The following is a 26,898-nucleotide window of genomic DNA, read 5'->3' as shown; positions in this document are numbered from 1 at the left end:
ATGGCAACACAATCAGATAGCGATACGGTCGTCTTCGAGACGCCAGGACGATTCGAACGAGCGTACAACAACATCGCCGGAACTAGGTGGTCGAGAGTCGCCATTTACGGAGGACTTTCGATGTACTTACTCTGGACGCTGTTTCCGGTATACTGGATGGTTAGTGGTTCGTTGAAGACCCGAGAAGGACTCCTCTCGTTTCCACCACAGTGGATCCCTCTCCAGATGGAACTCTCGAACTACGCGATCCTGTTCACCCAGCGACCGGAGTTTTGGCGGTTCATCCTGAATAGTATGATCGTGACGATCGCAACCACGATCATCGCGACCTTCCTCGGAGCCTGTGCCGCCTACGGGTTCGTCGCGTTCGATTGGCCGTACGACCTGGATTTTCACCTTCCGTTCTACATCCTCTCAACACGGTTTATGCCCCCGATCGTCGTGGCGATCCCGATTTACGTCATCTTCCGAGATATTGGGCTCGTAAACACCATCCCGGGATTGATCTTGCTGTACGTGATGTTCAACGTCCCGTTCGTCGTCTGGATGATGAAAGGGTTCTTCGACGAAATCCCCGATAGTCTCGTCGAATCCGCGATGATAGACGGACACACCCACGTGGGTGCGTTCTTCAAAATCGTCCTGCCTCTCGCCAAACCGGGGCTTTTCGCGTCCGGAATCTTTGCCATGATCATCACCTGGAACGAACTGCTATTCGCGCTGATTATCACCCACAGTGCGGACGCCGCGACGCTACCGGTCGGACTCTCGTCGCTAATCACGCAGTATACGATCGAGTGGGAACTGATCAGCGTTGCAGGAACGATAGCGATGATCCCCGTCTTGATCTTCGCATTCCTCGTTCGGGACGAACTCGTCCGCGGGTTTAGTATGGGTGTCGACGGATGATCGGGAGCAGCTTCGGTGATTCCATGAATAGCTTTACAAACGCTAGCCGTAAACGAAAATGCACGGAACGTGAGTACCTATGGTTACAGTAGAATACGACTCGATTGAAAAGAGATACGGAAACACGATCGCCGTCGAAGACGTCGAAGTGACGGTCGAAGATGGGGAGTTCGCCGTTCTCCTCGGTCCCTCGGGATGCGGGAAAACCACGACACTTCGGTGTCTGGCCGGGTTGACGAAGCCAACCGATGGAAACATATTCGTCGACGGGACGGATATCACCGACGTTCATCCGAAGAACCGGAATATCGCGATGGTGTTCCAAAACTTCGCACTCTACCCGCACATGACCGTCGGCGAAAATATCGGGTACCCCCTCAAAATCAACGGGACTCCGGACGAAGAGCGACAACGGCGTATCGACGAGACCGCTGAAATCCTCCAAATCAGCGAACTCGTCGATCGGAGCGTCGGTGACCTCAGTGGAGGACAGCGACAGCGAGTCGCGCTTGGACGCGCGATCGTCCGTGAGCCTGCCGTTTTCCTTATGGACGAACCGCTCGCGAACCTCGATGCCAAACTGAAGATGGGGATGCGAACGCGAATAAAACGACTCCAGCGTGAACTCAACGTAACGACGTTGTACGTCACCCACGATCAGGAGGAGGCGATGTCTCTCGGCGACAAACTCATCGTGATGGACAGCGGGAACGTCCAGCAGGTCGGTACCGGCGACGAAATCTACCACGAACCCGTCAATCGATTCGTTGCCGGTTTCATCGGAAGTCCGGCGATGAACTTCCTCGAGGTCAGGAAGAAAGACGGCGTCGTTCATCCGCTGTTTGATGACACCGATTTCGAACTGTCGCTCAAAAACGAGCTCGAATCCTCGTTCGGGACCGCAGACGAGTTCACGCTCGGCATTCGTCCCGAGCACATCACGGTCCACGAATCTGAAAACGAGTACACGATCCCAGCGACGGTCGAAGTTACCGAACCGCTTGGAGACGAACAGCACATCGATATCACCCTTGGCGATATGAGTCCCGAAGATCTCCAGTTCACCGTTACTGCGCCCGGTTCGTTGTCAGTTAGCCGCGGTGAAACGGTCTGGCTCGAATTCCAACAGGAACACCTTCACGCGTTCGATGCTTCAACCGGTGACCGCATCGCTAACGACCATCCCGCTGCGTCGGAAACACGAGTTGTCGATCCAAACTAGTGAACGATGAGGGCGTGTTAATTTTCCGGGTTTTCTGAGTGATCGGTCGGAACGCGATATCGACCAGTAACAGCCGAAGACAGTAGTTTCGGTAACTAAATATGCGATCTCGAGAACGTTCGTCGATAAAAAACAGTGTCACCGTTCGACCCGGATCGACAGGTGAGTGATCGACGTCTCCAGTTCAAACGAGGGACAAACGGACTCTTGTCGACCACATCATCGGTCGACCAGCGAAGCCATTACGTCGAAGTTTTGCTTGGCATGAATAAGCGGTAATTCGATCTGATTCTCGATCTCGACCGTAATGTGGCCATCGTAACCGACTGCTTTCAGTTTCTCCTGTATCCGGTTGAACTCGAGGACACCGTTATCGAGGTCGGTAAACGCGCGGAAATAGCTGATCACGTTATCCAGGTGATGGGATTGAGAGCTGAGTGCGGCCGCATGTTCATCGAACTCCGCCGGTGGATCGACATCTTTGTAGTGAACGTACGCGATGTCATCGGCGAACCGTTCGATACCCTCGGTTACGGTCCCGTACGGGTAATAGTGGGCTGTATCGAACAGTAGTTCGAAATTCTCTGGGCCATTCTCGAGCCAATATTCGATTTCGTCGGGCTGTTCTATTGCGGTCGCCGCGTGGTGATGGATAAGCGGCGTGACTCCGGCGTCAGCGGCGGCCTCAGCGATATCTTCGAGCCATCGAGAAATCGTTTCCTCCGTTTCGCGGTGACGTTCGGGCGGGAGAAACCCGTAGTAGGGCGCGTCGACCTCGCTGACGAGCTCTGCGCCCTGACAAATTCGGTCGACGGCCGCTTCGTCGACCGGCCACTCGGCCATTATGCAGTAGGGCTCGAGTTCGTATTCGATGAGCCATTCCGAGAGTGCATCCGAACCGGCGTGTCGTGCCTTTTCGAGTCCGATCTCGATCCCGTCGTATTGGCACGCGCTAATATCACTGAAGCCAGTCTGGAGCGTTTCCGTATCGTACATCATCGCCGTGTACCCGTGACCCATGTGAAATAGATGGAGTCTTGGTATCAAATAGGTTGGGGTATCTGCCGTACCCGTCATCCACCGACGGTATTCGAAAACTGACAGATGCTACCCGTTGTGCAGGCGGGTCTGTTTCACTTGATGCGTCGGCACATATCGACAAGACGTGAAGCTGCGTATCTCGGCTACGCTCGAGAGGGAACTATTCCCATTCCATCCACGGGGGGTCCTCACAGCGGTGGTGACGATCGATAGCATCGATCCGATCGATATCCGTTTGGTCCAATTCGAGGGAGAGTGCGGTCCGATTGCTTCGTATGTGCGCGGGCGTTTCCGATCGAGGAATCGGGATCACACCGTCTTTCGAAAGGAGCCAGGCCAGACTTACAACTGCTTCAGAAACCGCGTATTTGTCGGCGATTTCGGTAATCACGGGCTCGTTGAATACCTCCCCTTGAGCGATAGGAGAATACGCGACGAGGTACGATTCCCTTTCACGAAGCGCGCCCAACAGTTCGGTCTGTGGTAAGAACGGGTGCATTTCCACTTGTTCGGCGTACAGCGGCGCCTCGAGCAGGTCGTCGACGAGGTTCAGATCGGATGGAGTGTAATTACTCACACCGACTCGTTCTACCACCCCTTCGGCCACGAGTTCGTCGAAAACGGGAAGGACCGTTCTGATCTCGTCACGCCCTCGAGGCCAATGGTGATAGAGGAGGTCAATTTTTTCGACCCCGAGCCGGTCGAGGCTTTCCTCGACACCGGTTCGAACGTATTCGGGCGTCTTCTCCGGTTCTTCGAAGTGAGCCACCTTCGTCGCGACGAATATGTCCTCCCGTTCAACGTCTGCACGGGCGATGGCTTCACCGACTTCTCGTTCATTTCCGTACAGTCGAGCGGTGTCGAGATGGCGGTATCCGGCTTCGATCGCCGTCGTGAGCGCTTCGATTCCGTCTTCTTCAGTGAGTCTATACGTCCCGAAACCGAGCTTGTGCACTTTTTGATCGAGCACAGCTACGCTAACGGACGAGCTCACCTTATACGTTTCCGTTAGGTGCCTTCGAAGCGTAGCGATACCTCGCTCGAGTGCTAGGAACGTCAGTTCCACAGAGTTGCGTACGGACTTGCCTATCACACAGTTTCAGATAGCTAATCGATGTCGCACAGTTAGTTCGAGAGAGACGAATGTGACTGCTGAGCCGCGGGCGTCACAATCAGTTCGATAGCGGGGTACTTTCCTCGATATATGCTGTACAAGGCCTGAATGAGGCATTTTCGGTCTAAGAACGGGCGATATCAGTTCGTGAAGGACGAACGGGATTGGCGATTGCCGACCATTTATTCGAACGAGTTATTAGAAGGGACAGTCTTCATACCCGTTTTATCGAGTCTAATTCCGAGAGAATCACTCCAGCATAAGACCGGTATCCTCCCGAAACAGTACCCAAATGGGAAGGATTGTTTGCGAGAGAAAAACAACACCATCCTGGGAATAAATTAGTGAAAACGCCCAGGACGTCTGGTAGTACAGTCGGAAATCGTTTGCACTCGCCGATTTTCTTTCCGAATCGAGTCACTGTGCGTTCTAACCCGCTAGGCAAACTGATCCAGTGCTCCGTCATCGAACGGCACTCTTCGGAAAGCGGGTCCCGGTAAAAAACTGGCTGTTATTACACGTGTATGACTGTATATATGGCGAGTTTATCCCCGTCGGGCGGATCCTTGTACAAACGGGAGTTGTCGAGTTTAAATCGAGTAGCCGAACGGCCCGAACTGATGAGTATTTACTTCTAACTATGATTCGAATAGCGCTTCTTTGTCCGCCGGAGATAACGGTGAAATGTTCGGCCTGCTGGCGTGATTCCCGTCAATTACCGAGCAGCCTCGAGAACGTCCTCGAGATCCTCGCGGTCGAACCGCCGGGGGTTTCCGACGAGCAACCGCTGGATTTCTTCGGTTTTTTCGGCCAGTCGAGGAACGTCGTCGCCGTCGACGCCGAGTTCGGAGAGGCCGGTCGGGATGCCGATATCGGCGGCAAGCGATTCGACTGCGATCGCCGCTCGTTCCCCCATATACCGGTCGTCGACTCCCGTGAGATCCTCTCCGAGGAGTTCCCCGATGCGGGCGTACCGATCGGCGGCGGTCGACGAGTTGTATCGAATCACTTCGGGCAATAGCACCGCGACGGTGACGCCGTGTGGCGTGTGATTCTCGCCGGCGACCGGATACGCCATCGCGTGGGTCGCTCCCAGTCCGGCGTTGGTAAACGCGATTCCTGCGAGGAGGCTTCCGAGCGACATATTACGTCTAGCGGTCACGTCTGTGCCGTTGTTGACCGCCTGCCGTAAGCTGTCGCTGATGAGTTCGATTGCGCGTTCTGCGTACATATCGGTTACCGCCGTTCGACCGCCGTAATCTGGGCGAGCGTCAGCTTGCTCTGGAGCCGGCTTCGTGTCGAAGCGTCGGGTCGTATAGGCCTCGATGGCGTGGGTCAGCGCGTCCATTCCCGACGAGGCGGTGATCGTCGGGGGAAGCGTCACCGTGAGCAACGGATCGACGATTGCGAGGTCGGGAAACAGGTGCCGACTCGAGATGCCGACTTTGAGTTCTCGCTCCGGAAGCGAGACGACCGCTGCAGGGGAGCTCTCCGAGCCCGTTCCTGCGGTTGTCGGTAGTCCTACGACTTGCACGTCGGAGTCGGGAACGGCCACGCCGCCACCGACTGGCGGTGCGACGTACTCGAGGACGTCCCGATCCGAACCGACGAGCGTTCCGGTAACTTTCGCAACATCGAGGGAACTACCACCCCCAATTCCGATGATTGCGTCCGGGTCGTACTCACCAGCGGTCGCGATTGCGGATTCGTAGACGCCGATATCGGGATCGGGTTCGACGCCGTCGAATATCGAAACCTCGATCCCATCAGGGACGGATTCGAGAGCCGTCTCCACGGTTCCCGTTTCCCGTAGCTGGTCGTCGGTTACGACGAGGACACGCCCGATGTCGCGGTCGGCGAGTTCGTCGCCGAGTTCCTCGCTCGCACCGTTGCCGAATTTGATCTGATCTGCGGTCGCGAAGTCCCAGACCGTTTCAGGGTCGTGCATTCGTAATTACCAGCGCGGTCGCAGAACGTAATTATGTTTCTACAATCATGATAAACTTGCCGCTCATTGTTTCAGCATCGGATGGGTGAGCTTGATACGTTATAATTAGTTACTCACCTCTAATTGGCTGATGAGGTCGGACACGACCCGTTATCCGGGCAGGTACTCGCGGATGGAGTACCACAAAGGCAGGGGCCGTGGTTGTCGAGAGTCGCGAACGACAGAACGGCGTCGATTCGCCAATGGAAAATCGGGGCCGCCGTGTCGCGATTATTTCCTGAACAACGGCTGCAAGTCCGCCTTGTGTTCCTGCGGGTCGTGTTCTAACGATTCAGCGCCTTCACGCGCACTCGAGAGGTAAATAGCACTGTTTATCAACCCGATGTGGCTGAACATCTGTGGAAAGTTTCCGAGTAGTTCGCCCGTTTTCGGATCGATGCGTTCGGAGAGCAGTTCTAGCGGCGTCGTGTACTCGAGAATATCAGTAAACAATTCTCTCGCTTCGTCTACCCGATCAGCGAGCACGAGCGCGTCCACGAGCCAGAACGTACAGAAGACGAACGAACTGTGTTCTTCGGGAACGGCCTCGCTGTATTTCGTCCGATAGAGCAGGCACTCTTCGGTCATGAGTTCCTCGAGGACGGTATCGATCGTCGACTGCACGCGGTGATCGTCCGCCGGGAGAAACTCGTAGATCGGAATCAACAGACAAGTCGCGTCCAGAGCCTCGTCGGTCTCGTAGTGCTGAACGAAACTTCCGGCTGACTCGCTGTAGCCCCGTTCGATAATTTCGTCCCTGAGCGCTTCGCGTTCCTCTCGCCAGCGCTCGATCGGCGCATCCCGGTCGTGCTGGGTGGCGAGTTCGATGCCGCGGTCGAGAGCGACCCAACACAACAGCTTCGAGTGAACGTAGTGACGCGACTCGTCGCGAAACTCCCAGATACCGTTGTCGGGTTCTGTCCAGATTTCGCACACGTGATCGACGATGGCGCGGATCGACTCCCAGTCTTCATCGGTGAGGCGTTCGTCGTGACGAAGCGTCTCGTAGTATCCCTGAACGATCGATCCGTAGATATCGTGCTGGCGCTGGTCGGACGCCGCGTTCCCGATCCGGACCGGGTTTGCGTACCGGTAGCCCGAAAGGTGCTCGAGTTCGCGTTCGACGAGTTCGGTTTCTCCGTGAACGCCATAGACCGGTTGGATATCCTCGGGCTCTTCGTGGCTGATATCCCGGAACCACTCGAAGTATTTCTGCGCTTCCGATCCCTTCCCGAGATTGTACAACGCCTGAACGGTGAATTTCGCGTCGCGAATCCAGTTGTATCGGTAGTCCCAGTTTCGAGACGTGCCGTGCTTTTCCGGCAGTGAAGTCGTCGCCGCCGCGTAGGTGGCCCCCGTTTCTTCATTGATCAACAGTTTGAGTACCAGACTCGAGCGCAAGATAGCCTCCTGCCAGTCGTCCTCGAGAATCGGTGTTGCCGAGTCCAGTAACTCGTCGGTCCACGTCCGCCAGTACTGCGTCGTTTCCTCGAGTAGCGATCGACCGTCGGCAGGCCCAACGGGGGAAAAGTGCTCGTATTGAAGGCCGAGCCAGACCGTCTCGCCAGCCGAAATCGTGGTGGTATCGACAACCCTGTCCGTCGCTATTCGACCCTCGAAGGCTCCGTGAATCTGGAGGTGGAGCGTCTCGTCATCGCCTGCGGCGACGAAGTGATCGTCGGAGCGTTCGACCGATGTCGATGCGCGAGCGTAGTCGAACCGTGGTTTCCACTCCATCTCCATCGAAACCGCACCCTCGGTGCACTCCACTCGCCGATAGATGGCCTGTTGGCAGCGGTTTAGCTGTTCACCGGCTGAATGCGGGTCGTCGGCTGCGTTCTCGTCGGGCGCTTGCTTGCTACGGTCGACGGGCATGAAATCCGTGACGGTCACCCGACCGGACCGCGTTTCGAACGTCGTTTCGAGGACGTTCGTTCGCTCGAGGTAGTTTCGTTCGATGTCGTAGCTGTCGGTCGGCCGAATCGCAAAGTGACCGCCGTCCTCGTCGTCGAGCAACCGAGCGAACACGCTCGGGCCGGCACCGTGTGGAAAGCAACACCAGTCGATCGATCCGTTCTGATTGACGAGCGCGTTGCGGTCGTCGTTCCCGATAATAGCGTACTCACTGATCGGTCGATATCCCATGGTAGCTTCGTGAAGAGAGTTGCTGATTCCGCGAAGTGAACTGACTACTGTACAACGATACTGATGGACATCGAGACACAACGATCATCGTCCAGTCGTGTGTTGATCACACGGACTGCGGGATAAGCCTACGCCCGGAAACCGCAACCGAGCAGGGATCGTATCGATTCACCCAGGCGATCGATGGCGTTGAGAAATCCTGCAGTATCCGTCGTCGGTTACCGCGCCTTATCCATTAACGCGCCTTCTCGAGCGCATGTGCGGCGTCCAGAACCGTCGAGTCGTCGAAGCGCGAGCCGACCAGCATGAGTCCGACCGGAAGCCCGTCGACCGTTCCCGCCGGAACGCTCACCGCCGGGTGTCCCGTTCGGTTGAACGGCGAGGTGTTTCCGGGAATCTCGAGGTCGCGAATCCGCTCGAATTCGTCCATATCCGGGTCGTGCTCAGGAGCGGTTACGTTCACCGTCGGCATCGCGAGCACGTCGTGGCCCTCGAGTACCTCATCGTAGCGTTCGGTTAGCTCCACCATGAGGTTCATTCCGGCCGCGTAGAACCTCGAGTGGTACCGCTCGGCCGTGTACGCGCCCATGAGCAGCGATAACTTGAGCATCGCCGGGAAATCGTCGCTCTGTGCTTGCCGGAACTTGCCAAAGGACTCGACCCAGGACGTGTTGTACCAGGCTTTCCAGCCGTGGCCCATCCCTTGTCCCCGCATTGCGGCGACGAGTCCTTCGTTCGTACAAACGGAGTGAATGTTCGGCGCGTGCTCGTGCAGCGGAACCGAAACGGGTTCGACCGTGGCACCGGCGTCCTCGAGTTCTTCGAGCGCATCGCGAACCTGTTCGTCGACCGCCGAATCGCCTCCGGGTTTCCCGAATCCTTCCTCGAGCACGCCGACGGACAGCTCCGACGGATCGCCCTCGAGCGCCTCCTCGTACTGTTCGACGGGGACGGTACTCGGCCACCGGAGGTGCGCATCGTTGCTGCCGGCGATCACGGAAAGCATCCGTGCAGCTTTTTCGACGTCCTCGGCCATCGGCCCCGGATGGTCTATCGTGTGCTCGAGCCCGACGCATCCGGTGTAGGGCACGAGTCCGTACGTCGGCTTGTGCCCGACGATTCCACAGAGCGCGGCCGGCAACCGAACGCTTCCACCCTGATCGGTTCCGATGGCGGCGTCCACCTCGCCCTCGAGAACGGTGACGGCGCTCCCCCCGCTCGAACCGCCGGCGAGGTAGTCGTCGTCGTGCGGGTTCGTGATCGTGCCGAAGGCGCTATGGCCCGTTTCCGTTATCGCCATGTCGTCCATGTTCGTCTTCCCAACGATGTCTGCACCGGCCTCGAGCAAACGGGTAACGACCGTCGCGTCGACGTTCGGCACGTAGCCCTCGACGACGTTCGACCCGCAGGTCATCTCGACGCCGGCAACGCAGACGTTGTCCTTAATGGCGACGTCCCACTCCTCGAGATCGCCGTTCTCGTCGCCCTCGACGAAACAGCGGGTGACCCACGCGTTATGCGGATCGTCGGTCGCCCTGCTCCCCGAATTTCGGAGACGGGGCATCGATCGATCGGGCCGCGGTTCGGGATCGTACGACCGTATCGTCTCGTAGGAATCGAGTTGCTCGAGGATCAGTTCCCGAAATACCTCGAGTTCTTCGGGTCGAAGGTCGAGAAACAGCTCTTCTCCTAGTTCTTGGAGGTCGTCCGCTGTCGGCGGATGAACCGGCATACTGGCCGATCATTACCGCGCGCTAAATGCTTTGATTCAGATCGTTTGTAATTCGTCTCTCAAGAATGGGTCGTCGAACCACCGGGTGACCGATCCGATCAGTCTTCGAAGAACGATCCGATCAGTCTCCGAACTGTCCCGGTGGGACCGCCTCCGACGACTTCGTGGCGGTGGTCGAGTTCAGACGCTGAACGAGAGAACTACAGACGAGTTGCTGTGCGACGTGAAACGCGGTTATTCCGGCGACGACAACTCCGCCACCGAACACCGCACCGACCATCACCGACACGCTCAGGTTCTTCATCGAACTGGCGAAAAGGACGGTGACGCAATCGTCGCTTCTCATTCCTCGAGCGTAGAGCCCGTAAGCGAATCCCGCACTGAGCCCGAGTGTTGCAACCGCGATCGCACCGACGAAGGCGATCTGGAGCGCATCGATCGAGAGGGGAGAGCCGCCGACGCCGACGTAAATCAGCGCTCCGATCGTCGCCAACGAGAACGCGTCCAGTTGCTCGTCAGAAACGGACCCGTCCGGAACGAGAAACGCGAGGACTCCGCCGCCCGCGATGATAACCGCGAGTTCGACGACCATCTCTGTCGCGGAGATGTCGACCGCCGACCCGGCGAAGACCGTGATGAGAGCCGGCATCGCGAGAGGCGCGAGGAGCATGGAAACGAGAACGGTAACCGTCGCCAACAGCGTATTTCCGCCGCCCAGACGCGTCCAGATGATCGAACTGCCGGCGGCCAACGGGGCGGAGAGTGCGATGAGAACGCCGAGAAGCAGATCGCCGGACAGAACGACGGCGGCGACCGGATACAACGAGGCCGGGACGACCAGGTAGAGACAGACGAGCGAAACCACGAGCGGGGTCGAAATTTCTCGAGCCGATACGTCGCCGAAACGGAACCCGTAAAACGCCGTGAAGACCAGACCCGCCACCAGAACGGGAATTATCGGTTGAAGAGGCCCTGCGAACTCGGGGGAAGCTATCCCGGCGAGCGTTGCGGTAACGACCACGAGAAGTGACCGTTGCGATTGGGCGATGTTTCGAATGCTGCCTGTGTGTCGGACGATATCGGTGAATTATCGAAACGAATCTTATAGGCCTTTTCAAGCGCGTTTCGGTCGGATTATTGATCGGCATCCGCCCGCACCCGCTCGAGAGCGTATCCCGCGTCGAGGACCGTCGAGTCGTCGAAACGCGAGCCGACCAGCATGAGCCCGATCGGCAGCCCATCGACCGTTCCTGCCGGGACGGACAAGGCGGGGTGACCGGTCCTGTTAAACGGCGCCGTATTGGCGGGAATCGTCACCTCTCGGAGTCGGTCGAACTCGTCTCTGTCCGGATCGTGTTCGGGTGCGGTCACGCTCGTCGTCGGCATCGCGAGCACGTCGTAGTCCTCGAGGGCTTCGTCGTACCGCATCGCCAATTCGACCAGCAGGTTCATCCCGGCCGCGTAGTACCGCGAGTGGTACCGCTCGGCCGTGTACGCGCCGATGAGCAGCGACAGTTTGAACATCGCCGAGAAGTCGTCGCTCTGGGCCTGTCTAAATTTCCCGAACGACTCCACCCACGGCGTGTTGTACCAGGCTTTCCAGCCGTGTCCGACTCCTTGCCCGCTTATCGCGCCGACCAGCCCTTCGTTCGTACAAACTGAGTGAACATCGGATGCGTTCACGTGTAGCGGGACCGAGACGTCGTCGACTGTCGCACCCTCACTTTCGAGTCGGTCGATTGCCTCGCGCACTCGTTCGTCGACCGCCGGATCGCCGTCGGACGGTCCGAATCCCTCCTCGAGAACGCCGATGGACAGTTCCGACGGATCGCCCTCGAGTGATTCCTCGTACCGTTCGGTCGGAACGGGGAACGGTCGACGGAGGTGTCGTTCGTTGCTACCGGCGATCGCCGAAAGGGTTCGCGCGGCGGTCTCGACGTCCGAGGCCATCGGTCCCGGGTGGTCGATGGTGTGCTCGAGTCCGACACAGCCCGTGTACGGAACGAGACCGTAGGTCGGCTTGTGCCCGACGATACCACAAAGGGATGCAGGGATGCGAACGCTGCCGCCCTGATCTGACCCGATGGCGACGTCAACTTCGTCTTCCACCACTGCGACCGCGCTCCCGCCGCTCGAGCCGCCCGCGAGGTGATCGTCGTCGTGCGGGTTCGTGATGGTTCCGAAGGCGCTGTGGCCGGTTCTCGAGACCGCCATATCGTCCATGTTCGTTTTTCCGACCACGTCCGTCCCAGCCTCGAGCAGGCGGGTGACGACCGTCGCGTCGACATTCGGGACGTAGCCCTCGACGACGTTGGATCCGCAGGTCATCTCGACGCCGGCGACGCAGACGTTGTCCTTAATGGCGACGTCCCACTCCTCGAGATCCCCGTTCTCGTCGCCCTCGACGAAACAGCGGGTGACCCACGCGTTATGCGGGTCGTCGGTCGCTCTGCTGCCCGAACTGCGAAGGCGAGGTTCGACTCCGCCGAGTCTCGATTTCGGTTGGAACGAACGAACAGACTCGTAGGAATCGAGTTTCTCGTCGATCATTTCCATGAAAAACTCGAGTTCTTCGGGGCGAAGGTCGAGAAACAGCTCCGATCCCAGTTCTCGAAGATCCTCTTTCGTCGGCGGGTGGACTGGCATGTTCCCATCCTCACTAGGTCCCGATAAAAACCTTGGTTTGAGCCAGTAGTAAGTCCCTTAATCGCGGGTTCTCCACCAGGACACTATTTAGTTATCGACCGTCCGTGAAGAAATCATATTACTGTCTTTTTGTATACTTTCACTGAATATTCAACTGAGTTTTTTGTTCGATGATGCGGTGGTATTGCGGTATCTACGATGGGAGACGACTCTGCGCTTATGCGGTGGTGTGGAACGGGGGAGAACCGGAGCCTGGGTGAACGAAGACGGTACGAACGCATGATCGCCGATGGTTGACCTCTTGAACCCGGTGCTTCTGACGATGGTCGGGTACTTTCTGGTAACCCTCATCGTCGGAATCTGGTTCGGCCGCGGAGCCGGCGAAGGATACGTTGAATTTACGCTGGCCGGACGAGATCTGAGCCTTCCGGTGTACATGATGACGTACTTCGCGACCTTCGCCGGCAGCGGGCTTACGATGGGGATCGCTCAAGATGCGTTCCTTCAGGGCATCAGCGCGCAGTGGTACGCGATGACGCAGGGGCTCGCCTGGATAACGATGACGCTGTTCATCGGCTACATTTACACGTTCGACGTGGTGAGCGTCCCCGAACTCCTAGGACGAGTGTACGGCGACTACACGAAGTACTTCGCGGCGGCGTTTACCATCATGGGCCAGATCGCACTGACCGCCGGGCAGGCGATCGGGATGGGGTCGGTGCTGGCGGTCGTCACCGGCGTCGACCTGTCGGTCGCCTTCTGGATCAGCGTGGCCGTATTCATCGGCCTCACCGCCTACGGCGGGATGAGCACGGTCGCCTACACCGACACGCTCCACGGGGTCGTTATCATTTTGGGGACGATCATCGCGATTCCAATCGCCGTCTCGAACGTCGGAGGCGTCGACGCTATCGCAGCCGACGTTCCGGAGGGCCACATGAACTGGTTCGGCGTCGGGCTCGTCCAGATCGGCACGTGGTACCTGATGTACATCACCGTCGCCGGCGCACAACAGCAGATGCTCCAGCGAACCTGGTCGGCGGGAAGCCGAAAGATCGCGATGATGGGGACCTTTCTCGCCGGGTCCGTGATCACGGGCTATGGCATCCTCACCGCGGCGGCCGGCATGATCGCGAGCTCGCAGGGCGCACAGATCGACTCAGAGATGGCGTTCGCGTGGACCATCACGAACACGCTCCCGGACGTGTTCGCCGGTCTGCTGCTCGCAGCCGCTGTCTCGTCGGTCATCACGGGCGCGGACTCGTTCCTGCTCGCCGGTTCGACGAGTTTCATCAACGACCTCTACATCCCGTTCCGCGGCGGGCGCGAAGGGCTGTCAGACGCTCACCTCGTGCTCGTCATGCGCCTGACGATCATCGTCTTCGGAGTCGGTGCCGCATTGATCGCGCTCAGCGGCATCCAGATCATCGTGATCAACACGCTCGGCATGGGAATCATGTCGGTGCTGTTCGCCGGACTGGTGATGATGCTCTGGAACGGGACCGTCCGCGAAGCCGGTCTCCCGGCCTTCATCGTCGGCGGAGTCGTGTTCACCATCTGGGAGTTCTACCTCGGTTCCCCCGAACTGTTCGGAGAGGGGCAAGTAGAGCCCGCAGTCCCCGCAACGTTGGCCGCGATCGTAACGATCTGGCTCGTCAGCGTCTTCTACGGCGGCGAACGGTTCGACACCGACACTGTTCGCGAACTAGCGAGCGAAGATATGGATAGACTCACCGGAGAGGAGCTGATGACCGAGGACGACGATTGATCGAACGACTGTCTCGTTTCGACCCACCGAAAAACGACCCGGACGTCCGGAATGCGACTTGCCTGTGAACGCCCAAGCTTCATTTCTCCCGAGATGTAATCGATATACTACTTCGACTCCCCCTTCGTAGGGTGATCGCATCGTCGCGAATTCTCGCTCGAATAGCCGTCAGTCACGCAGACATTCATGAAAAATATTCGAGAAATTTACGCAAACGATCCGGCAGCGTTCGCACGGAAGTACGGTCTCGCGTTTGTCATGGTCGCGAGTTACTTCGGCTCGGGATCGGTGTTCATCGCCAGCCAGGCCGGGGTGATGCACGGCTACACGTTGTTGTGGGCGGTCGTCGGCGCGGCCCTCCTTGGATTCATGGCACAGGACATGAGCGCTCGCCTCGGCATTCACGGGAAGCCGCTGATGATTTTCGTCAGAGGGAAACTCGGCGGACCGGCGGCGACCGCGATCGCGCTCTTCCTGTCGATCGGGTGTCTCGCCTGGACCGTCGGACTTGTCGCCGCCGTCGGTGCCGGCGTCTCGTTTCTCACGGGCGGGGCGATTGCGTGGCAGCCCATCGCGGTCGTCACCACGGTGTGCGTGATCGTGGTCGGCCTCCTCGATTACGACATCGTCGAGAACCTCATGATCGCGATGATGCTTTCGTTGCTCGTGGTTTACGTCGCCGTCGCGCTTCCGAGCGGTGCCGATCCTGCCGACATCGCGCTCGGGTTCGTGCCGACGACGGCGTCCGTCGACGCGCTCGTGGTGGCGGCGGGCGTGCTCGGCACGACGGCACTTTGGCCGAACTTCTTCCTCGAGTCGATCCTCGTCCGCCAGAAAGGATGGAGCGAAGAGAGCGACGTCGTTGACGCCAGACAGGACCTCGCGATGGGCTACGCTGTCGGCGGAATCACGACGATCGCGATCCTGATCGTGGCCGCTGCGGTATTGCGCCCCATGGGATTCACCGAACTCGAGTCGTTCATCACCCCCGGGGAAGCCCTGGTCGAAGTCGTCGGGACCTGGGCGATGGTGCTTTTCGTCGGCGGCGTCACCGCCGCGGCGTTCAACAGTATCGTGCCGATCATGTGGACGCCTGCGTACCTCATTCCGCAGGCGGCCGGCTACGACGTAACGAAAGATGATCGGCTGTTTCAGGCGGTCTTTATTCTGTTGACCGGTGTCGGCGTCTTCTCGCCGCTGATCAGTTCGGCACTCGATCTGGCGGTCGTGGACATGGTCATTCTCTTCCCGACGTACAACGGGATCTTCGCGCTGCCGCTCGCGACGGTTCTCCTCTTCTGGGCCGTCAACGATCGCGAGACCATGGGCGAACACCGCAACACGCGCCGACTGAACGCGATCAATGCGCTATTGGTCATCCTGGCTATCGTTCTGGCGGTCTTCACCGTGCAGGATTTCGTCGAACTCATCACAACGGGGGGGTTCTGACCGTGTTGACGATCACACGAATTATCCCCAACCCAGCCGAGGACCTAATCGAACAGTTCGGCGGCATGCGACGCTCGAGGAATCGATCGAATCCTCGTTGATCGAACTCACCTACTCATGGTACTCACATCGCTGTCGGTTACGGTACTGGTCGCGCTCGTGGTCATCGCCCTGTTCGCCGGGGTCGGAATCACGACGATCGGACCGGGCGGTATCTTCGTCACGATCGCCCTCTATGTGCTCACGCCGCTCCCCTCGTCGACCGTCGCCGGCACCGCCCACGCGACGTTCATCGCGACGGGAATCGTCGGCTCGCTCGCCTACGTTCGGTCCGGAGAACTCGTGGGCCACGACGGGCGGCGGATGGCCGCCGTCCTGAGCGTGACGAGCGTCGTCGGTGCCCTCGCCGGGGCCTACCTGAACGCGTACGTCTCTCGAGAACTCTTTGGGCTCCTCCTCGGTGGGTTCGCCGCGCTCGTCGGGGCGGTACTGCTCTACCGCCAGCGTCGATCGCTCGGCCGGACCGAGACCATCGAGGAGTACACGCCGACGAGCCAACTCGAGTTGGGCGTTCTCGGCGTCGGACTGGGCGTCTCGAGCGGGCTCGTCGGCGTCGGCGGCCCGGTTCTCGCCGTTCCGGCGCTCGTCGTGATCGGGGTGCCGATGTTGCTGGCTGTCGGTGTTGCGCAGGTCCAGTCGATCTTTATCGCCGTGTTCGCGACCTCGGGCTACCTCTCCTACGGAGCCGTCTCGCTGCCGTTCGTCGTCCTCGTTGGCGTCCCGCAACTCGTGGGCGTATCCGTCTTTAGCTAAGCGAGAAACCACGTGACAGCGGCGGCTTATCGAGGCATCTTTTCGAGAGGAATGAGGAGGCGACGAGTGTGCACAACGAAGCCTCCTCATCTCGGATTATGCGTCGGCTCACTACATTGTTTCCCTCCGAGTTCCTCGAAGAGCACGCCGAGGAACTCGGCGTGGTCGAACGTGACCGCAAGCTCCAGATTCCCGCCTTCGTCTGGGCATTCGTGTTCGGCTTCGCCGCAGGCGAAAGCCGAACACTCGCTGGCTTCAGACGCAGCTACAACTCGACAGGCGACGAGACGATCTCTCCCGGCGGCTTCTATCACCGGTTGACGCCGTCTCTCGCAGAGTACTTCCGCGACCTCGTCGAGCGTGGCCTCGACGAGGTCGCTGTCCCTGACACTGTTGACGCCGATATCGACCGATTCAGGGACGTGATGATCGCTGATGGAACCGTCCTGCGGTTGCACGAGTTCCTTGCCGATGAGTACGAAGCTCGCAAGGAGGAGCAGGCTGGAGCGAAGCTCCACCTGCTCCACAATGCCACTGAGCAGACGATAGAACGTCTCGACGTGACTGACGAGAAAACGCACGACAGCACGTTGTTTAACACAGGATCGTGGCTCGAAGATCGGCTCGTTCTGTTCGACCGAGCCTACTTCAAGTACCGCCGCTTCGCGTTGATCGATGAGAACGACGGCTACTTCGTGAGTCGGCTGAAAGAGAGCGCAAATCCGGTCGTAACGGAGGAATTACGGGAATGGCGCGGCCGCGCCATTCCCTTGGAAGGTGAGCAGATCCACGATGTTGTGGATGATCTGCACCGCGAGTACATCGACGTGGAAGTCGAAGCCGAGTTCGACCGAAGACCGTACGGAGGAACGCAGTCACGCGATACGAAGCGGTTTCGCGTCGTCGGCGTCCGCAAAGAGGACGCCGACGACTACCACCTGTACATCACGAATCTCCCGAGAGAAGAGTTCCTGCCGTCGGATCTAGGGACGGTCTATCGGTGTCGGTGGGAGGTGGAGTTGCTATTCCGTGAGTTGAAGACGCAGTACGAACTGGACGAGTTCGACACGACAAAGAAGCATATTGTCGAAATTCTGCTGTACGCAGCGTTGTTGTCACTGCTCGTGAGTCGTGAATTGCTCGATCTGGTCACCGAACAGGCGGACGATGAGATCGTGTTTCCGCCGGAACGCTGGGCGGCGACCTTCCGGTCGCACGCCCAGCTCATCCTCCACGAACTTGGCGAATATCTCGGCTATTCGCCGCCACCGCTGCTCGACCGACTGATCGACGACGCACAGAAGATCCACCAGCAACGCCCAGTGTTACAAGAGACGCTCGCTACCGCTACGCAACCGAGGTGTGAGTCTTAGCTAAAGACGAATACTCGTGGGCGTCATCGTCGGGTGGCGGATCGCTCACCGGATCGATCCCGAGCGTCTGAAGACCGCTCTCGGCGGTGTGTTGATCTTCGTGGGGATCTCTCTCGCTATTTAAGTCCGGTTTCGAGGGGTATTCTCACGGAGCGAGCAACGGACCGTGTGCGTGTTCACAGCGGCGTATTGGGTCTGCAAGCAGAACCGCTTTTCAATCGCCCCTCTCGAGAGACTGAACGAACCGTGTCACCGAATAAGATCGACCAAGAGACGTTTTCGATGGATTCTACGGACGGGTCCGTGGAGATCGGACCCGGGGAGAAACGTAACCTCGAGTACGACGTCGGAGAGAATTACCTGAGCCAGTCAATCGAGATGCCGGTGACGATCGTCAACGGCGAACAGTCTGGCCCACGGCTCTTCTTGAGCGCCGCCGTTCACGGCAACGAGATAAACGGAGTGAAAGTCCTCCAACGGGTGGCGAATCGGTACGAGCCTGCCGATATCCACGGAACGCTCGTCTGTCTCCACGTCGCCAACGTGCCGGGCTACGAGGCCGAAGAGCGATACCTTCCGATCTACGATCGCGACCTGAACCGGGCGTTTCCGGGCTTATCAAGTGGTTCTGAGGCGTCGCGGATGGCGAAGACGATCTACGACCAGTTCGTCGCTCCGTGCGATATCGGCCTCGACTTTCACTCGTCGACGCGGAACAAATTGGCACTGATGCACGCACGAGCGGATATGGACGACGACGGCGTCGCTCATCTCGTCGACGCATTCGGTTCCGAACTGGTACTCTCCGGGGAAGGGTCCGAAGGGTCGTTGCGGCGGGAAGCGACCGAAGATGGAATCCCGACGGCCACGATCGAGATGGGCGAAGAGGATCGGTTCCAGCCCGTGCTGATCGAGAGAGCGGTGAACGGTGTCGAGAACGTCATGGCGGCCCACGGGATCCTTCCGGATAGCGATCCGGAGTCCTCCGAATTTGTGAAGGTTCTCGAGAGCGACGGCGAAAAGCAGTGGCTTCGCGCGGATACCGGCGGATTGGTGGATATGAAGTGGGGCCCTCACCCGATTGTCTCCGAGGGAGAGACAGTCTGTGTCATCTCGGATCACTTCACGCAAGAAAAGCGCGTCGTCGAAGCGCCCTACACCGGCCTGTTAATCGGTATTCTGGCGAATCCTCGAGCCCTTCCCGGTCGGCCATTGTTCCACCTCGTCGAACTATCCGAGGACGAACGCGAGGCGGCCGAATCGGCGTTCGAGGAGATCGGGTTTCAGGCCCAGCGAACGTTCCACTGGATGGGAGAAACGGGTGACGATATCACCGAAACGGCCCTCAACGACACCGAAGACGCGGACCAGGGGGAGCTCGAGTAAGAGAGTTCCGGGAGAAAGACGTTCCCGATAGTCGTATCCTATAGTCGTGCGTAGCGTGTTTGTCACAAAAGCGGTGATTCCGATAGCGAGAGAACCCACTTACTCGGTGGGTTTCACGTTCAGGTTACCGCGGAAGCGGTTCGTCGGATCGTACGCCTTTTTTACCTCGACGAGGCGTTCGTAGTTCTCTCCGTAGAGCGATTTCGCGGGGACCTCGTTCAGCCCTGGGAAGTTCCCGTACCGACCCGATGCAACCGACAATTCCTGTGTTTCGGCGATTCCCTCGCGAGCCCAGTTGACGTTCGCGTCGTCGGCGCTCGCGTCCTCCCAGTTCGCTTCGAAGTTGAGCATGTAGGGCTTATCGCGATGCCAGAACGCCGTCTCGTCCTGCGGGATCTCGCCGACCGCACCGCCGAGGTGCCAGAGGTCGACCGTCGACAGCGACGACGGCGCAGATTCGTTGTACCGAACCATCAACTCGACGACTTCGTCGGTGAGTTCCGCGAGATAGACCGACTTCCAGTAGTAGCGCAATCCGTTCGGGTAATCCTCGTCGAGCATCGACTGCAGCTCGACGAATTCCATCGGACCACTCAGATCGGCGATGGGAGTTGCGTGCTCGCGCAACGGTCCGAAAACCTCGTCCGCATCGTTCACGTCGCCACGGTAGCAACCGAGGAGCGCCAGCGCCGGCTCGCCCCACGCTTCCTCCGGGTACTCCGCCAATTCGGGGACGTGTGCGGTGAAGGTGAGTACGCTGGCGTCTCGAGGGGCGTCGTCGGTCCACTCCCGTATCCCGGTCATCACGGCGGCCGCGTCGTCGCCGTGGAACCACGTGAAGAGCGTGTACACTTCGGGATCGACCTCGTGAAGGGCGTACTCGAACGACGTGACGATCCCGAAATTGCCGCCGCCGCCCCGAACCGCCCAGAACAGGTTCTCGTTCCGTTCGGCGTTCGCGGTACGAACCCGACCGTCCGCCGTCACGATATCCACGCCGACCAGATTGTCCAGTGCGAGCCCGTACTGGCGACTCAGATGACCGTAGCCGCCGTTGAGCGTCAACCCGGCGGCGCCCGTGTCCGAGACGGCGCCGAGTGCCGTCGCGAGACCGAACAGTTGCGTTTCATTATCGATGTCGCCCAGCGTCGCACCACCTTCCGCGCGAACCGTCCGTTCCTCGCGGTCGACGTGAACGCCGTTCATCTCCGCGAGATCCACGACGATTCCGCCGTCGCAGACAGACGTCCCGGCCACGTTGTGACCGCCGCCTCGGACCGCGATATCCAGATCGTGATCTCCCGCAAACGTAACCGACGCAACGACGTCGGCGACACCGTTACAGCGGGCGATGAGCGCCGGGTATCGATCGATCATTCCGTTCCAAACTCGGCGACTATCCTCGTAGGCATCGTCGGAGGGAAGCAATACGGTGCCGCGGAAGTCCCGGGTGAATAATCGAATCGCTTCGGTTGGGAGACGTTCGAGAGCTTCCGTTCCCGGTGTCAAACGTTTCGTTGCCATAGCGTTCGGTAGGCTTTCGGCGGAGATATACCTGTAGGCATTTTTATAGGACAGTCAGTACTTACAGGAGTTCGGCCGGTCGAGTCGTCATCGGCTCTCCCATATCGACGCGACAGCTATCGCTTCTATATCGACTTGCGCTGAACGCTCGTCAACAAAGGGAGCGCTCGTCGAAGAAGGGATCTTAATTCGACGATACGTACTGTGCCTCGTGATCTTTCTCGCCGAGGATTCCGTCCATGAACCGCTTGACGTCGTCCGAAAACAGGATGATCTCATCCCGCCGGGTCTGCATCGCCGAGTCCCGCCTCGGCGAGCGCAGCGTCGCGATCGCGGTCCACATTATCGCAGTCGCCATCGCTCCGACCGCAGAGAGTGTCATTCCCATCGTGCTGAACGTGAACGCGTAGACGCCGCCGACGGTCATACTCGGGATACTCGTCCCTAGCGGCACGCGAGCACTCACGTCGCGAATCGTCGGTGCGAGAAAGAGCACCGAGAGCGCGCTACCGATCATAAAGATTAAATCTTGCCACATCATCATATAATTACTTACTCGAGTTTGAGTTAAGAGTCTGTTGGTGGGGCACCCATCGTCGAGAAGGGACCGGGAAACTGGCCAGCTGTTTCGCCGTACCGTTTGGTGGAATTCCGCGAGTGGTTCGACACTGCTGCTGCGATAGTCAATCTAACGCGTTCGGCCGTCCGACTCACGCGCCAATGGTGACCGAGGTACTGGTGGTGCTGGGGGTACCGGTAGGTTGCATAGTCAAGCAGTGAGGTTTCCGCACCTCCATCCTAACTATCACTCGTCTTCGTAACAGCGAACGATGATTTCACACGATGTGGGTACTCTCCCCGATTGACCGGAGCAAGTCCACATCGGAATAACTCGACGACGTCTCCCGATTAGAAACAACATACAATGCAAAAGAGCATCGAAGTCGAGTACTGGGTGGTTGATAGGGACGGGACACTCACGGAGCCCGGCGAACTCACAGACGTTTCAGCCTACGCGGAAGAGGAGTTCGTCGATTGCCTGTTCGAACTGAAAACACCGCCCTGCGAGACGGTCGAGGAACTCCGAACGACGGTTATCGACCAACTCGATACCGTTCTCGAGCGAGCGTCGGAGCTCGAGAAATTGCTCGTCCCGCTCGGCACCCCGATCAACTGCGAATCGATCGATATGAAGTCCGACGAACGGGGGAAAATACAGGAGCAAGTTATCGGATCGGGCTTCGAGTACGCGAAGTACTGCGCCGGGACGCACGTTCACTTCGAACAGCGAAACGTCGTCGATCAACTCAACGCGCTCATCGCGCTCGACCCTGCGCTCGCACTCTGTAACTCCTCGCCGTACTACCAGGGCGATCGGATTGCGAGCAGCGCTCGAGCCTCCCTCTACCGAAAGGGGTGCTACGAGCAGTTCCCGAAGCACGGCCAACTCTGGAACTACGTCGACACTGTCGCGGAATGGCACCGACGCCTCGATCGACGGCTCGAGGGATTCAAAGCGAGTGCCGTCGAGCAAGGAATTTCCGAGGCGAAAGTCGACGCGCACTTTTCGTCCGACGACGCCGTGTGGACCCCGATCAGGCTCCGCGAAGAGATGCCGACGGTCGAGTGGCGGTCTCCCGATGCGACCCTCCCGAGCCAATTGCTTCGCCTCGTCGAAGAGCTAGATTCGATCTTGGAAGCGGTTCACAACACTAACGTTCGTATCGGCGACAGCGGTGACAACGGGAAGCGATCGGACGACGAAATCGTCCTCCCCGAGTTCGAACGCGTCGACGGGTACGCCAGAACGGCCATGGTCGACGGCCTCGAATCGCCCGATGTGGTCGACTACCTCGAGCGGATGGGCTTCGACGTCGACGCGTACGATCCGCTCACAAACCGTTTCGAGACGACGGAGTACGTCTCCCTCGAAACCGCTCGAGAGTTACGACTCCGAAACGCCGAGCGATTGAAACGAGACGTCAAATCCCTGAAAGCCGGCAACGCTGGCGACGAACGGTAGTGACAGTTCCCCGCCCGCATCCGGACTTCGACACGAAAAGTGGGCTTTCTTCCATCGGTTCGGTAACGTCGTGAACAATCCGGACAGTCAGTTCCAAAGAGCGACGAGCGAAGTAATTACTCGAATTCCCTGCGATTCTAAAGACAGTACTTTTTGGTTGGTGTTTGATATGTTTATGTAGCTAGGCAACCCTCTATACTACTAATGGGAGTTACTTCACCTCGAGTCGACGATACGTTCTTCGAGGAAGTGACGACGGTCATCACCGAATGCGTCATCAGCTTCGAGGAGAGCGGTCACATCGTCTACGCAAATCAAGCTGCAACGGAGTTGCTGGGATACGGCCCCGGTGAGTTGCTCGGACAAACGGTCGACGGGCTGCTCCCGGACGAGAAGTCGACACCATTCGATCGACTGCAGCGACGGACAACGGGAGAAGCGGCCGTGACGAGCGACCTGTTACTCCGTCACGCGAACGGTCGAACTGTTCCTGTTAGACTAACACTCAAAGGAACGAACGCCGACGAGCAGCAGCGGTTTATCGCCGCTTTTCACGAACGTCCGGACCTTGACGGACGAAGCGAGTACGAACTTCGACTCGCGGCACTCAACGATGCGAGTCGAGAGCTTATGGCCGCCCAAACGCGTCGAGAAATCGCGCGGATTACCGTCGATGTCGTCCAAACGGTTCTCGATCGGCAGCGGACGACCCTATGGCTTAGTGACGACGGAAACGACGAACTTCGTGCGGTCGTCGCGAGTGACGAACCGACCAGTGACCCGAACACGAGCGCATCTGAGAGGATAGATCCGATCACGGACGGAACGGTCGAAATGGCGAGTTACAGGAACAACGACGTAACCCTCCTTGAGGAATACGATTCGATCGAGAACGTGGCCCATCCGGAGATGGGCCTCGAGGCGCGACTCGTCGTTCCACTCGGTGAACACGGATTACTCACCGTCGAATCGACGACAAGGGACGATTTGAACGGGTCCTTGCGGGAACTCATCGATATTCTCTCGAAGAACACCCGGGCGGCGTTCGATCGGGTCGAGAACGAGCGAGTTGTCTACCAGCGGTCAGGGGCTATCGACGCGGCGATCGATGGCATGGCGATCACCGACGAAGACGGCGTTTACACGTACATGAACGACGTTCACGCCAAATTGTTCGGACGCGACGATCCCGAATCGCTCATCGGAACGACGTGGGAACAACTCTTCGACGCGACCGAGGTCGCCCGCTACAAGGCCGAAGTGATCCCCGCTTTGGATGAGCGGGGTTCGTGGCGAGGGGAGGCGTCCGGACGACGAACGGACGGCACTCGAGTGCCTCTCGAAATAACCCTCTCAACCCTCGCCGACGGCGGGCTCGTGTGTATCATTCGTGACATCACCGAGCAAAAGCGACAGGAACGTCAACTCGAGGCGCTCAACGATGTCGCCCAGAGCCTGATACGGGCGGACGACGTCGAGGAAATCGGAGAGATCGGTATCGAGGTCGTCGAGAGCGTTCTCGGTTTCGAGAACGCCTGTCTTCGCCTGTTCGATACCGACGCGAACCGGCTCCAGTGTGCCGTCATGACGGCGGGGGCCGAAGCGTTGCTCGAATCCCACGTGGCGTACGATCTCGAGGCGACGCTCGCCGGTCACGCCTTCCGAAACGAACAGCCGATCGTCAACCCCCCACCATCGGATTTCCCGGCCGACCAGCTAGAAACCGGATTCCCGAGTTTCCACGTGCCGGTAGGACAATACGGCGTGATTAGCATCATTTTGCAAAACGATATCGATATCGACGACCGTGACGTCCATCTGGTGGAGATGCTGTCGGTCAACGTCCGGACGGCGATCGAACGGGCGGAGCGATCTCAGTTGCTCAAAACCACCGAGCGCGAGGCCCGCAACCAGCGCGATCAACTCGAGACGTTGTACCGAATCAACACGCTTGTTCAAGAGATCGGCCGACGACTCATCGAAGCGACGACGCGCGAAGAGATCGAGCGAACGGTCTGTGACCATCTGGTGAACTCCGATCTCTATCACAGCGCGTGGATCGGCGACATCGAGGCGAGCACCGATCACGTCACGACCCGGACCGGATCGGGAATCGCGGACGGCGATCTCGAGGCGATCAACGAAATGTCTCTCTCGAGCATCGGAAACGGGTCCGTCAAACGAATGATCGAAACGGACTCTGTGGAGGTCGTCAGACACTACCAGATCGACGGGCAGCCTTCGGAACGCGATTCCGCCGAGGAAGTGCACTCCACGGGGGCGATCCCCCTCACGTACGGTGATAGGCTGTTGGGCGTGTTGGTGGTGAACGGAGTGGGGACGGAAATCTTCGGCGAGGAAGCGGTGAGCGGGTTCGAATCGCTCGGCGAAGTGATCGGATTCGCGATCAACGCGATCAGGCACCGAACGCTGTTGCTGTCGGACTCGGTGATCGAACTCGAGTTCGTGGTGTCCGATACGCAACCGTTCTTCCTCGATCTGACCGCCGGGCTCGGCTGTGAGTGTACGCTCGAGCGATCGGTACCGATCGAATCGAAGCGGATCCTCGACTACCACACGGTGGCGGGCACCGATCCGGAATCGGTTCTCGAGTTCGCGGCCGATGCCGAGCAGATCGAAGACGCGCAGGTGCTCACCGAACGGGACGATAGCTTCGTTCTCCAGACGCTCACCTCGGAGTCGGTCTCCCACGTCGCACTTCAGGGCGGCGCAACGCTCCAATCCGCGACCGCGATCGACGGCGAGGCACGGATCGTTCTCGAGGTACCCGTGACGACTAACGTCCGCGAAATAGTCGCGCTGATCGAGGAGACGTTCGCTCACGTCGACCTGAAGGCAAAGCGAGAGCACAATCGATCGATCGAGACGGCTGACGAATTTCGCCAGACAGTCGATAGCGCGCTGACGGAAAAACAACGGTCCGCGATCGAATCCGCGTACGCATCGGGATACTACGACTGGCCGCGGGCCATCACCGCGGAGGAACTCGCTGACTCGATGGACGTCTCCTCGTCGACGCTTCACCAGCACCTACGGAAGGGGTTGTGGAACCTCTTATCGGCGTTTCTCGAGGAACAACGCGAGTGAAGCTGTTTTTGTGAAAGCGCTGGAAGCCATTGACCACGAGGAAACTCGGAACAGTGAGACGGGGTTGCTAACGTGTGTCGGTCGTCTGCACTAACGTAGTTCGGCGCGAAAGCGTTGCTGACGGCTGTCGTAACAGTGGGTACAACGCGGGGACAAACCGACTCGTTTCGAGAATCACCAGCGCACATCGAACCAAAAACTATGCCATCATACGACAGCTACGACAGCCCACACATCGATCTCGAGCCCGACCGTTCGGCCGTTCCGCCGACCGTCGTCGCCTACGGCGTCAGTGACGGTCGCGTCATCATCTACGACAAACGACATCGAGCGGGCTGGATCAGTTCGACGTGCGCGGTTCCGCTCCAGAACGCGATGTGAACCGGACGAACTAGTGCCGTTCTCCGCGACGGTCGTCCTCGACGGACTCTCGAGCGAGAAATCGAGGGGCCATTGAACGACGAGAAGTGCGTTCGGGTATCGGGTAGGGCCAACTGTTTGCCAATCGCCCCGACACGCACCGCGGCTTCGACCGGGGTTTACGAGCGTCCTGTTCGCTTTCTCTGTTGGACCAGCACAATCCTGGTGCGACGGTCGGACCAACCGACCTGCGTTCATCTTCGGCCGAACGGATCGAACCGTCGCTCGAACGGAACGG

General features: G+C 58.9%; 19 protein-coding genes. 10 read left to right on the top strand and 9 right to left on the bottom strand.

What is annotated here, in order from left to right:
- Positions 1 to 909 carry a carbohydrate ABC transporter permease gene (locus ACZ5C7_RS01840; protein WP_464374690.1) on the top strand — a complete coding sequence of 303 codons (909 nt, stop codon included), beginning with the start codon at positions 1 to 3 and terminating at the stop codon, positions 907 to 909.
- Positions 910 to 988: 79 nt separating this feature from the next.
- Complete coding sequence (locus ACZ5C7_RS01835) at positions 989 to 2,131, top strand: ABC transporter ATP-binding protein (protein WP_464374689.1); 1,143 nt, start codon at positions 989 to 991, stop codon at positions 2,129 to 2,131.
- Between the two features lie 219 nt (positions 2,132 to 2,350).
- On the opposite strand, the gene ACZ5C7_RS01830 is transcribed toward ACZ5C7_RS01835, so the two are convergent.
- The 7 genes from ACZ5C7_RS01830 to ACZ5C7_RS01800 all read right to left on the bottom strand — a co-directional run bounded on the left by ACZ5C7_RS01830 (position 2,351) and on the right by ACZ5C7_RS01800 (position 12,796).
- Positions 2,351 to 3,151: a sugar phosphate isomerase/epimerase family protein gene (locus ACZ5C7_RS01830; RefSeq protein WP_464374688.1), complete on the bottom strand. Its 801-nt coding sequence runs from the start codon at positions 3,149 to 3,151 to the stop codon at positions 2,351 to 2,353.
- Positions 3,152 to 3,332: 181 nt separating this feature from the next.
- On the bottom strand, positions 3,333 to 4,142 hold the full coding sequence (locus ACZ5C7_RS01825; RefSeq protein WP_464374687.1) for an aldo/keto reductase: 810 nt from the start codon (positions 4,140 to 4,142) through the stop codon (positions 3,333 to 3,335).
- A gap of 859 nt (positions 4,143 to 5,001) precedes the next feature.
- Entirely contained in the window at positions 5,002 to 6,234 is a 1,233-nt protein-coding gene (locus tag ACZ5C7_RS01820) for a hydroxyacid-oxoacid transhydrogenase (RefSeq protein ID WP_464374686.1), read from the bottom strand.
- A 270-nt stretch (positions 6,235 to 6,504) separates the two neighbouring features.
- The gene (locus ACZ5C7_RS01815) at positions 6,505 to 8,418 is read right to left on the bottom strand and encodes a glycoside hydrolase family 15 protein (protein WP_464374685.1); all 1,914 of its coding nucleotides are present in this window, start codon (positions 8,416 to 8,418) and stop codon (positions 6,505 to 6,507) included.
- A 235-nt stretch (positions 8,419 to 8,653) separates the two neighbouring features.
- Entirely contained in the window at positions 8,654 to 10,150 is a 1,497-nt protein-coding gene (locus ACZ5C7_RS01810; RefSeq protein ID WP_464374684.1) for an amidase, read from the bottom strand.
- A 121-nt stretch (positions 10,151 to 10,271) separates the two neighbouring features.
- On the bottom strand, positions 10,272 to 11,171 hold the full coding sequence (locus tag ACZ5C7_RS01805) for a bile acid:sodium symporter (protein WP_464374683.1): 900 nt from the start codon (positions 11,169 to 11,171) through the stop codon (positions 10,272 to 10,274).
- Positions 11,172 to 11,284: 113 nt separating this feature from the next.
- Positions 11,285 to 12,796 (bottom strand): amidase, encoded by a 1,512-nt coding sequence (locus ACZ5C7_RS01800; RefSeq protein WP_464374682.1) that lies wholly within the window; start codon positions 12,794 to 12,796, stop codon positions 11,285 to 11,287.
- Between the two features lie 289 nt (positions 12,797 to 13,085).
- Here ACZ5C7_RS01800 and ACZ5C7_RS01795 point away from each other — a divergent pair, with 289 nt between their 5' ends.
- The 5 genes from ACZ5C7_RS01795 to ACZ5C7_RS01775 all read left to right on the top strand — a co-directional run bounded on the left by ACZ5C7_RS01795 (position 13,086) and on the right by ACZ5C7_RS01775 (position 19,585).
- Positions 13,086 to 14,564 carry a sodium:solute symporter family protein gene (locus tag ACZ5C7_RS01795; protein ID WP_464374681.1) on the top strand — a complete coding sequence of 493 codons (1,479 nt, stop codon included), beginning with the start codon at positions 13,086 to 13,088 and terminating at the stop codon, positions 14,562 to 14,564.
- Positions 14,565 to 14,750: 186 nt separating this feature from the next.
- On the top strand, positions 14,751 to 16,013 hold the full coding sequence (locus ACZ5C7_RS01790) for an NRAMP family divalent metal transporter (protein WP_464374680.1): 1,263 nt from the start codon (positions 14,751 to 14,753) through the stop codon (positions 16,011 to 16,013).
- A gap of 117 nt (positions 16,014 to 16,130) precedes the next feature.
- Positions 16,131 to 16,826, top strand: coding sequence for a sulfite exporter TauE/SafE family protein (locus tag ACZ5C7_RS01785; protein WP_464374679.1), 696 nt, complete (start codon positions 16,131 to 16,133; stop codon positions 16,824 to 16,826).
- A 98-nt stretch (positions 16,827 to 16,924) separates the two neighbouring features.
- Positions 16,925 to 18,199: an IS4 family transposase gene (locus tag ACZ5C7_RS01780; protein ID WP_464374780.1), complete on the top strand. Its 1,275-nt coding sequence runs from the start codon at positions 16,925 to 16,927 to the stop codon at positions 18,197 to 18,199.
- A 261-nt stretch (positions 18,200 to 18,460) separates the two neighbouring features.
- Complete coding sequence (locus tag ACZ5C7_RS01775) at positions 18,461 to 19,585, top strand: succinylglutamate desuccinylase/aspartoacylase family protein (protein ID WP_464374783.1); 1,125 nt, start codon at positions 18,461 to 18,463, stop codon at positions 19,583 to 19,585.
- Positions 19,586 to 19,684: 99 nt separating this feature from the next.
- Here ACZ5C7_RS01775 and ACZ5C7_RS01770 read toward each other — a convergent pair whose 3' ends face one another.
- Together ACZ5C7_RS01770 and ACZ5C7_RS01765 are read right to left on the bottom strand one after the other, a co-directional pair.
- Entirely contained in the window at positions 19,685 to 21,109 is a 1,425-nt protein-coding gene (locus tag ACZ5C7_RS01770; RefSeq protein WP_464374678.1) for an FAD-binding oxidoreductase, read from the bottom strand.
- Between the two features lie 184 nt (positions 21,110 to 21,293).
- On the bottom strand, positions 21,294 to 21,650 hold the full coding sequence (locus ACZ5C7_RS01765) for a hypothetical protein (RefSeq protein ID WP_464374677.1): 357 nt from the start codon (positions 21,648 to 21,650) through the stop codon (positions 21,294 to 21,296).
- 384 nt (positions 21,651 to 22,034) lie between these two features.
- Here ACZ5C7_RS01765 and ACZ5C7_RS01760 point away from each other — a divergent pair, with 384 nt between their 5' ends.
- The 3 genes from ACZ5C7_RS01760 to ACZ5C7_RS01750 all read left to right on the top strand — a co-directional run bounded on the left by ACZ5C7_RS01760 (position 22,035) and on the right by ACZ5C7_RS01750 (position 26,621).
- Entirely contained in the window at positions 22,035 to 23,132 is a 1,098-nt protein-coding gene (locus ACZ5C7_RS01760) for a glutamate-cysteine ligase family protein (RefSeq protein WP_464374676.1), read from the top strand.
- Between the two features lie 204 nt (positions 23,133 to 23,336).
- Complete coding sequence (locus ACZ5C7_RS01755; RefSeq protein WP_464374675.1) at positions 23,337 to 26,240, top strand: bacterio-opsin activator domain-containing protein; 2,904 nt, start codon at positions 23,337 to 23,339, stop codon at positions 26,238 to 26,240.
- 201 nt (positions 26,241 to 26,441) lie between these two features.
- Positions 26,442 to 26,621, top strand: a complete 180-nt coding sequence (locus tag ACZ5C7_RS01750; protein WP_464374674.1) for a DUF7331 family protein — start codon at positions 26,442 to 26,444, stop codon at positions 26,619 to 26,621.
- The last annotated feature ends 277 nt before the right edge of the window (positions 26,622 to 26,898 follow it).

This window comes from Halostagnicola alkaliphila, from assembly GCF_055379965.1.
Note: the sequence above shows the minus strand (reverse complement) of the source record. Positions and strands in the feature narration are given on the sequence as shown.

Coding starts and splice junctions, on each gene's coding strand:
- ACZ5C7_RS01780 (WP_464374780.1), top strand. CDS start 16,925: ATGCGTCGGCTCACTACATTGTTTCCCTCCGAGTTCCTCGAAGAGCAC.
- ACZ5C7_RS01765 (WP_464374677.1), bottom strand. CDS start 21,650: ATGATGTGGCAAGATTTAATCTTTATGATCGGTAGCGCGCTCTCGGTG.
- ACZ5C7_RS01835 (WP_464374689.1), top strand. CDS start 989: ATGGTTACAGTAGAATACGACTCGATTGAAAAGAGATACGGAAACACG.
- ACZ5C7_RS01760 (WP_464374676.1), top strand. CDS start 22,035: ATGCAAAAGAGCATCGAAGTCGAGTACTGGGTGGTTGATAGGGACGGG.
- ACZ5C7_RS01815 (WP_464374685.1), bottom strand. CDS start 8,418: ATGGGATATCGACCGATCAGTGAGTACGCTATTATCGGGAACGACGAC.
- ACZ5C7_RS01755 (WP_464374675.1), top strand. CDS start 23,337: ATGGGAGTTACTTCACCTCGAGTCGACGATACGTTCTTCGAGGAAGTG.
- ACZ5C7_RS01800 (WP_464374682.1), bottom strand. CDS start 12,796: ATGCCAGTCCACCCGCCGACGAAAGAGGATCTTCGAGAACTGGGATCG.
- ACZ5C7_RS01810 (WP_464374684.1), bottom strand. CDS start 10,150: ATGCCGGTTCATCCGCCGACAGCGGACGACCTCCAAGAACTAGGAGAA.
- ACZ5C7_RS01840 (WP_464374690.1), top strand. CDS start 1: ATGGCAACACAATCAGATAGCGATACGGTCGTCTTCGAGACGCCAGGA.
- ACZ5C7_RS01750 (WP_464374674.1), top strand. CDS start 26,442: ATGCCATCATACGACAGCTACGACAGCCCACACATCGATCTCGAGCCC.
- ACZ5C7_RS01830 (WP_464374688.1), bottom strand. CDS start 3,151: ATGGGTCACGGGTACACGGCGATGATGTACGATACGGAAACGCTCCAG.
- ACZ5C7_RS01795 (WP_464374681.1), top strand. CDS start 13,086: ATGGTTGACCTCTTGAACCCGGTGCTTCTGACGATGGTCGGGTACTTT.
- ACZ5C7_RS01820 (WP_464374686.1), bottom strand. CDS start 6,234: ATGCACGACCCTGAAACGGTCTGGGACTTCGCGACCGCAGATCAGATC.
- ACZ5C7_RS01785 (WP_464374679.1), top strand. CDS start 16,131: ATGGTACTCACATCGCTGTCGGTTACGGTACTGGTCGCGCTCGTGGTC.
- ACZ5C7_RS01790 (WP_464374680.1), top strand. CDS start 14,751: ATGAAAAATATTCGAGAAATTTACGCAAACGATCCGGCAGCGTTCGCA.
- ACZ5C7_RS01770 (WP_464374678.1), bottom strand. CDS start 21,109: ATGGCAACGAAACGTTTGACACCGGGAACGGAAGCTCTCGAACGTCTC.